Source organism: Streptomyces sp. NPDC104313, from assembly GCF_055583985.1.
This window is the reverse complement of sequence record NZ_JBVJMW010000003.1, coordinates 181,994-190,227: the sequence shown is the minus strand read 5'-3', so window position 1 is coordinate 190,227 and position 8,234 is coordinate 181,994. Positions and strand designations below refer to the sequence as shown.

4 protein-coding genes are annotated in these 8,234 nt (G+C 70.1%); 3 read left to right on the top strand and 1 reads right to left on the bottom strand.

Annotated features, from left to right (window positions below; translation table 11 throughout):
- Nucleotides 1-102 precede the first annotated feature (102 nt).
- Entirely contained in the window at nucleotides 103-1,545 is a 1,443-nt protein-coding gene (locus ACZ60Q_RS07905; protein ID WP_469629980.1) for a CCA tRNA nucleotidyltransferase, read from the bottom strand.
- Nucleotides 1,546-1,725: 180 nt separating this feature from the next.
- On the opposite strand from ACZ60Q_RS07905, the gene ACZ60Q_RS07900 reads away from it, so the two are divergent.
- From ACZ60Q_RS07900 to ACZ60Q_RS07890, 3 genes are all read left to right on the top strand, one after another.
- Nucleotides 1,726-4,020 carry a DUF6049 family protein gene (locus ACZ60Q_RS07900; RefSeq protein ID WP_469629977.1) on the top strand — a complete coding sequence of 765 codons (2,295 nt, stop codon included), beginning with the start codon at nucleotides 1,726-1,728 and terminating at the stop codon, nucleotides 4,018-4,020.
- Nucleotides 4,021-4,070: 50 nt separating this feature from the next.
- The gene (gene murJ / locus ACZ60Q_RS07895) at nucleotides 4,071-6,227 is read left to right on the top strand and encodes a murein biosynthesis integral membrane protein MurJ (protein ID WP_469629976.1); all 2,157 of its coding nucleotides are present in this window, start codon (nucleotides 4,071-4,073) and stop codon (nucleotides 6,225-6,227) included.
- A gap of 129 nt (nucleotides 6,228-6,356) precedes the next feature.
- Nucleotides 6,357-8,087: a serine/threonine protein kinase gene (locus ACZ60Q_RS07890; protein WP_469629974.1), complete on the top strand. Its 1,731-nt coding sequence runs from the start codon at nucleotides 6,357-6,359 to the stop codon at nucleotides 8,085-8,087.
- Nucleotides 8,088-8,234: the final 147 nt, after the last annotated feature.

Sequence of the window (8,234 nt, the reverse complement as noted above, 5' to 3'; positions counted from 1 at the left end):
GGGGCGCGGGGGTGGGGGGGGGGGGGTTTTTTACCCCCAAACCCCCCCCCCCCCCCCCCACCCGCCGGCCGATGTTTCACGTGAAACATCGGCCGCCGGCGCTCAGCTCTGCCGCGCCCACCACTCCTTGAGCGCCACCACAGCGGCATCCCTCTCCATCGGCCCGTGCTCCAGGCGCAGCTCCAGCAGGAACCCGTACGCCTTGCCGATCACCGGGCCGGGGCCGACCTCAAGGATCCGCATGATCTCGTTGCCGTCCAGATCGGGACGGATCGAGTCGAGCTCCTCCTGCTCCTGCAGCTGGGAGATGCGCTCCTCCAGCCCGTCATAGGTGCGGGAGAGCGCGTTCGCCTTGCGCTTGTTCCGGGTCGTGCAGTCCGATCGAGTCAGCTTGTGGAGGCGTTCGAGCAGCGGCCCGGCGTCGCGCACATACCGGCGCACCGCGGAGTCGGTCCACTCGCCGTCCCCGTAGCCGTGGAAGCGCAGATGCAGCTCCACCAGTTTCGACACGTCCTTGACCAGCTCGTTGGAGTACTTGAGCTCGGCCATGCGCTTCTTCGTCATCTTCGCGCCCACCACCTCGTGGTGATGGAAGGAGACCCTGCCGTCCTTCTCGAAGCGACGGGTCCTCGGCTTGCCGATGTCATGGAGCAGCGCGGCCAGACGCAGCACGAGGTCGGGTCCGTCCTCCTCCAGGCCGATGGCCTGCTCCAGGACGGTCAGCGAGTGCTCATAGACGTCCTTGTGACGGTGATGCTCGTCACTCTCCAGGCGCAGCGCGGGAAGCTCGGGCAGCACCTGCTCGGCGAGCCCGGTGTCGACCAGCAGCCCCAGACCCTTGCGCGGATGCTGGGAGAGCAGCAGCTTGTTGAGTTCGTCGCGGACCCGCTCGGCGGAGACGATGCCGATCCGCGCGGCCATCTCCGTCATGGCGGTCACGACATCGGGGGCGACCTCGAAGTCGAGCTGCGCGGCGAAGCGCGCGGCGCGCAGCATGCGCAGCGGGTCGTCGGAGAAGGACGCCTCGGGCGTGCCCGGGGTACGCAGCACCCGCTCGGCGAGGTCCTTCAGACCTCCGTACGGATCGACGAACTCCTTCTGCGGCAGAGCCACGGCCATCGCGTTGACCGTGAAGTCACGACGCACGAGGTCGTCCTCGATGGAGTCGCCGTAGGAGACCTCCGGCTTGCGCGAGGTCCGGTCGTAGGCCTCGGACCGGTAGGTCGTGACCTCGATCTGATAGCCGTCCTTCTGGGAGCCGACGGTGCCGAAGGCGATCCCGACCTCCCACACCGAGTCGGCCCAGGGGCGGACGATCTTGAGCACGTCCTCGGGGCGGGCATCGGTGGTGAAGTCCAGGTCGTTCCCGAGCCTGCCCAGCAGTGCATCGCGGACCGAGCCGCCGACCAGCGCGAGGCCGAATCCGGCCTCCTGGAATCGACGGGCGAGGTCGTCGGCGACCGGGGACACCCGCAGCAGCTCACTCACCGCGCGGTGCTGCACCTGGTTCAGTGCACTGGCGTTCTCTTCGTTGGCGTTCGGCACAACAGAAAAGGGTACGTGCACGGACCGGCCGGGGCGTCATCGTTTACGGGGACCCTGCGGGATATCCGCGATCATGTGCGATGGACCCCAGCACTTCGGCCCGCCGCACCTCGTTACCATGCGGGGACGCAGGACCGAACGATCGACAGCATCTGATGACGACGAGGGACGGGTAGGCGCGTGGCCGAGGCGGCAGACTTCCAGGGGATTCGTCCCTCACCTGCCCGCCGGTGGCTCCGGCGCACGGCCTCGGCGGTGCTCGGAGCACCGCTGCTGGCCGGTCTCCTGGCCGCCCCGGCCGCCGGTGCCGCCCCGGCCGCCGAACCCGCCAAGGCCCCCACAGGCTCACGTACGGTCGATGTGTCCCTGGACACGCTCTCCCCGAGCGTTCCCACGGAGGACGACACCCTGACCGTCTCCGGAACGCTCACCAACAAGGGCAAGGAAACGATCAGCAGCGCCGAGGTCGATCTGCGGGTCGGCCCCCGGCTCTCCGGCCGCGGAGAGGTCGACGACGCCGGGAAGCGCTCCGCGTACGTTCCCGGCGTCGACCCGGTCACCGTCGGGGACAAGTACACGGTGAAGTTCCCCAAGCTCGCCAAGGGAATCAGCCGGGACTTCACGCTCACCGTGCCCGTCGACAAACTCGGTCTGGACGACCCGGGCGTCTACCAGCTCGGCGTCTCGGTCTCCGGCCGTACGACCACCACCCCCTACGAGCAGGTGCTGGGCTTCGAGCGCTCGTTCCTGCCCTGGCAGCCCGAGGCGAGTGACAGCAGGACAAAGCTCACCTTCCTCTGGCCGCTGATCGCGTCCCCCCACGTCACGGCGGAGACCCGCTCGGACGAACAGCAGACCCCCGTGTTCACCGACGACGACCTGGCCAAGGAGCTGGCGCCCGGTGGCCGGCTGGAGCAGATGGTGTCCCTGGGCAGCCGGCTCCCCGTGACCTGGGTCGTCGACCCGGACCTCCTGGCGAGCGTCGCGGCGATGGCCGGAAAGTACGAGGTCGAGTCGGGTGACACGACCCTCCCGGGCAAGAACCAGGCTGTCGCCAAGCAGTGGCTCACCGCGCTGGAGAAGGTGGTGGAGGACGGCAAGGTGGTCGCGCTGCCGTTCGCCGACCCCGACCTGGCCTCCATCGCGCACCGCGGCAAGAACGTCTCCGGAACGCTCAGCCATCTGCAGAACGCCTCGGCCGTGGCCGCGACCACGGTGGAGACCATCCTCCATGTGAAGCCGTCCACCGACTTCGCCTGGCCCGTGAACGGCGCCGTGGACTCCTCCATCGTCGACGTGGCGACCTCGGCGGGGGCCCATAACGTCATCGCCCGCAGCGACAGCTTCCGGGAGTCCACGGAGCTTCGGTACACACCGACCGCGGCGCGGCCGATCGGCGGAGGCACCACCGCCGTCGTCGCGGACGCCCGGCTGTCGACGTTGTTCGACGGCGACATGTCGAGGGCGGGATCCTCCACCCGCGCGGTTCAGAAGTTCCTCGCCCAGACCCTCGCACTGACCGAGCAGACGCCGGACAACGAGCGCAGCATCGTCGTGGCCCCGCCGCGGATGCCCACCGCCGCCCAGGCCCAGACGATGGCCCGCGCTCTGGAGGGCCTGGCGGGCAACCGCTGGACACAGCCCCTGGACCTCGTCGCCGCCGCCGAGGAGAAGCCCGACCCGAGGGCCGCCGCCAAGGTCCCCCGGGCCTCCGCGTACCCCAAGAAGCTCCGAGCCCAGGAACTGCCCACACAGGCGTTCCAGGACATCCGCACCACCCAGGGCTCGCTCGACAGCTTCGAGACGATCCTGACGCAGCCCGAGCGCGTGGTGACGCCCTTCGGCAACGCCGTCAACCGCTCGATGTCGACGTCCTGGCGCGGACGGTCCCTGGAGGCGCAGCAGTACCGGGACGCGGTCCGCGACTATCTGCGGAGCCTCACCTCCGAGGTGCAGCTCATCGAGAAGTCCGACGTCACCCTCTCCGGGCGCAGCGCGACGATCCCGGTCACCGTGCAGAACAAGCTGGTGCAGGGCGTGGACCGGCTGGTTCTCCAGCTGACCTCCGACAACATCCGGCTCAAGTTCAACGACGACGGGAGCATGGCCGAACTGCCGGTCAGCATCGCGGGCGGCCACAGCCAGTCGGTGAAGTTCGACACGGCGACCAGCGCCAACGGGCGCGCCCAGGTGACCGCCCGGCTGTACACGGAGGACGGCACCCAGTACGGCGAGGAGATGACCTTCACCGTCAAGGTCTCCGAGGTGACGCCCACCGTGCTGCTCGTCATCGCCGGCGGCCTGCTGCTCCTGGTGCTGGCGGGTATCAGGATGTACAGCCACCGCAAGCGCGCTGTGGCGAGCGACACGGCGGCCGGCAACGGCGACGGACCCGAGCAGCCGAGTGACCCGACTCCGGACACCGGTCCGGAAAGCGGGGCCCCGTCGGGAACGGGTGAGAAAGTGGACCGTTGAGCGATGTCTGTCGTGGCCGGTCGGCCGGGGACGATGAGGTAGGGGTTTCGATGAACGCGCCGTACGACGGTGACCGCGGGCAGGGCGCGGGCGGAGCAGCGTCTCCGAGCGGTCCTCCGGTTCCTCAGGGCGCGGGCCAGGACGGCTCCGTGCCGCCGGACCCGTACCTCCAGCACGCCTACGAGGACGACCCCTACCGGGCGCGGGACCTGGCCGCCCAGGACCCGGTGGACGAAGCGCTCTACGACCGCGCCGCGCACCCGCCGCCGCCCCCCGGCACGTACCAGGAGCCGGCGCCGCTCTACCAGCAGCCGCCCGCCGCTCCGTACGCCCCCGACCCGCGCATCTGGGCCCAGACCCCGCCCCCCGAGCCTGCGGGGCCCTCCCGCCACCTGCCGTACGGGGACCGCCCGGCGACCACGCAGTTCGTCGGCGTCGACGCCCTCGTCACCCAGGCGTCGGACGACCGGGAGGAGCCGGACGCCTTCGCCCACCTCTTCCGGGACCAGGAGGGATCGGGGAAGCCTCCGGTACCGCCCCAGCCGGAACCGGCTCCCGCGCCCGCCAAGGGCGGCGGTGGCAAGGTCTCCGGGCTCCTCAAGTCCAGCGCGCTCATGGCCGCCGGCACGCTCGCCTCCCGGCTCACCGGCTTCGTACGGTCGCTGGTGATCACCGCCGCACTCGGCGCCGCGCTGCTCGGCGACAGTTTCACCATCGCGTACACCCTGCCGACGATGATCTACATCCTCACCGTCGGCGGCGGCCTGAACTCGGTCTTCGTCCCCCAGCTCGTCCGCGCCATGAAGGACGACGAGGACGGCGGCGAGGCCTTCGCCAACCGGCTTCTGACCCTGGTGATGGTCGCGCTCGCCGCGATCGTCGCCATCGCGGTATTCGCTTCACCCGTACTGATCCGCATGCTGTCACCGACGATCGCCGACGACGCGGCCGCCAACAGCGTGGCCGTCACCTTCGCCCGGTACTGCCTGCCCACCATCTTCTTCATGGGCGTGCACGTGGTGATGGGGCAGATCCTCAACGCCCGTGGAAAGTTCGGCGCGATGATGTGGACTCCGGTCCTGAACAACATCGTCATGATCATCACGTTCGGGCTGTTCATCTGGGTCTACGGCACCTCCGGCGAATCGCAGATGGGCGTCGCCACCATTCCGCCGGAGGGCGTCCGGCTCCTCGGCATCGGCACCCTGCTCGGCCTCGTCGTCCAGTCGCTGGCGATGATCCCCTACCTGCGCGAGACGGGTTTCCGCTTCCGCCCCCGCTTCGACTGGAAGGGCCACGGGCTCGGCAAGACGATCAAACTGGCCAAGTGGACCGTGCTGTTCGTCCTGGCCAACCAGGCGGGCGTCCTGGTCGTCACCCAACTCTCCACCGCGGCCGGCGCGGCCTCGGGCCACGACGGCACCGGATTCCTGGCCTACTCCAACGCCCAGCTGATCTGGGGCATGCCGCAGGCCATCATCACCGTCTCGGTCATGGCCGCGCTGCTGCCCCGCATCTCCCGGGCCGCCCATGACAACGACCCGGGTGCGGTCCGCGACGACATCTCGCAGGGCCTGCGCAACTCGGCCGTCGCCATCGTGCCGGTGGCCTTCGCCTTCCTCGCGCTCGGCCTGCCGATGGCCACCCTGCTGTACGCCTCCAGCGGCATCGAGGCCGCCCGCTCCATGGGCTTCATCCTCATGGCCTTCGCGCTCGGCCTGATCCCGTACTCCGTGCAGTACGTCGTCCTCCGCGGGTTCTACGCCTACGAGGACACCCGCACCCCCTTCTACAACACGGTCATCGTGGCCGCCGTCAACGCCGTCGCCTCCGCACTCTGTTACGTCGTCCTGCCCGCCCGCTGGGCCGTCGTCGGCATGGCCTTCTCCTATGGTCTGGCCTACGCGGTCGGTGTCGGCGTCGCCTGGCGCCGACTGCGCAACCGGCTGGGTGGCGATTTGGACGGCGCGCACATCGTGCGCACCTACGCGCGCCTCTGCATGGCCGCCGTGCCCGCCGCCCTGGTCGGAGGCGCCGCGGGATTCGGGATCCTGGAACTCGTCGGCACCGGCGCTCTCGGCTCACTGGCCGCGCTGATCTTCGGTGGCATCCTCCTCCTCGGCATCTTCTTCGTCGCGGCGAAGAAGATGCGCATCGAAGAGGTCAACGGCCTGGTCGGCATGGTCCGTGGACGGCTAGGACGCTGAATGAGCACTGGCCCGCACAACCATCGCCACACTCCGCGTGTCGTGCATAGCGCAGGAGTGTGGGCACAATTGGCGTGACTGTGCAGAGCTGGCTGGCATCGCGCAACGGATGGGGAGGCAGGAACGACGGTGGCGGAACGTAGCACGGCTGCCGTCGACGTGGCTGACAACAGCGGCGACGAGCCGCTGACCGCCAAGGCGGACGAGGCCACGACCGACGGAACGGCGCAAGCCGAGGAAACCGAGGGCGCGAGCCCCAAGGACACCGGGAGAACGGACGGTGGGCGGGAGCCTTCCGAGGCCGTTCCGGCGTCACCCGATCTGCACAGTGGTCACAAACTCGCCGGGCGCTACCGACTGGAGGAGTGCGTCACGCGTCTGGACGGCTTCAGCAGCTGGCGTGCTGTCGACGAGAAGCTCCGCCGGGCGGTGGGCGTACACCTGCTGCCCGCGGACCATCCGCGGGCCCGCTCGGTGCTCGCCGCCGCCCGCTCCTCGGCCCTGCTCGGCGACCCCCGCTTCGTCCAGGTCCTGGACGCCGTCGAGGAGAACGACCTCGTCTACGTGGTCCACGAATGGCTGCCGGACGCCACCGAGCTCACCGCCCTGCTGGCCACCGGGCCGATGGAGGCCCACGACGCCTACCAGCTCGTCATCCAGCTCTCCCAGGCGATGGCCGCCGCCCACCGCGAGGGCCTGTCCCATCTGCGCCTCACCCCCGGCGCGGTCCTGCGCAGCTCCACCGGGCAGTACCGCATCCGCGGCCTCGCCGTGAACGCCGCCCTGCGCGGCATCACCGCGGAGCGCCCCCTCCGGACGGACACCGAGGCCATCGGCGCCCTCCTGTACGCCGCACTGACCCACCGCTGGCCGTACGGCGACGACGCCCACGGGCTCGCCGGGCTCCCGAAGAGCATGGGCCTCATCGCCCCGGACCAGGTCCGGGCCGGCGTCCACCGAGGCCTCTCCGAGCTCGCCATGCGGGCGCTCGCCAACGACGGCGCCACGGCCTCCCGGCAGGAACCGCCCTGCACCACCCCGGACGAGCTGGCCAAGGCCGTCGCGGTCATGCCGCGCATCCTCCCTCCGGAACCCACGTTCACCGCGCCGCCGGCGTACCAGCGCACGACCTACCAGCAGGGCACGTACGGGCGCCCGTCCGCCCACCCGTCCGCCGTCACCCAGCCCGTGATGGCGGCCCCTCCGCCCCCGCTCCAGACCCGTGCCGGCCGCGCGCTCAAATGGACCGTCTCGGCGCTCCTCATCGCCGCGCTGGGCCTCGGCAGCTGGCAACTCGCGGAGGCGTTGCTCGACCGCGCCAAGGGCCCCGACGACACCGGCGTCACCGAACCGAACGAGGACGACAAGAACAAGGACGAGAAGCCCGCACCGTCCGCCGACCCCCTGGACATCGCGGGGGCCACGGAGTTCATGCCCGGTGGCTCCGGCATCAAGAAGCAGGAGGTGCCGAACACCATCGACGGTGATTCCGGAACCCACTGGGTCACCCCGCGGTACGAAGGCTTCGCCAACTTCGGCAACCTCCCCCAGCGCAAGCAGGGCAGCGGAATCATCGTCGACCTCGGCAAGGTACGGGACGTCTCAGGTATCGACGTGTCCATGTACCGCAAGGGGCAGACGACCACCGTGCTCGCCGCCTCCCCGGACGCCTCGTCCCCGTCCACGACGGCCGACTTCGACCAGCCGATCGCCAAGCGGACCGTCGCGGGATCGAAGCTGGAGGAGAAGCTCGACGAGCCCGTCCGCACGCGCTACGTCCTGATCCACATCACGGAACTCCCCTCGGACGGCACGGGCGGCTACCGCGGCGGCATCACCGACATCTCCGTCCTCGGCTGATGCCCGGGTCGGTGCGGGCCCCCGTACCGACCCGTGATCACCGGTCACACACGCCCGTTGCTGTGACCACCGAGCGCCCGCGACGACGAGGGTTGCGGCCGTCGCACTCGTGACGGCAGGCTTCTCCCCATCGCACCGCTTCGCCGG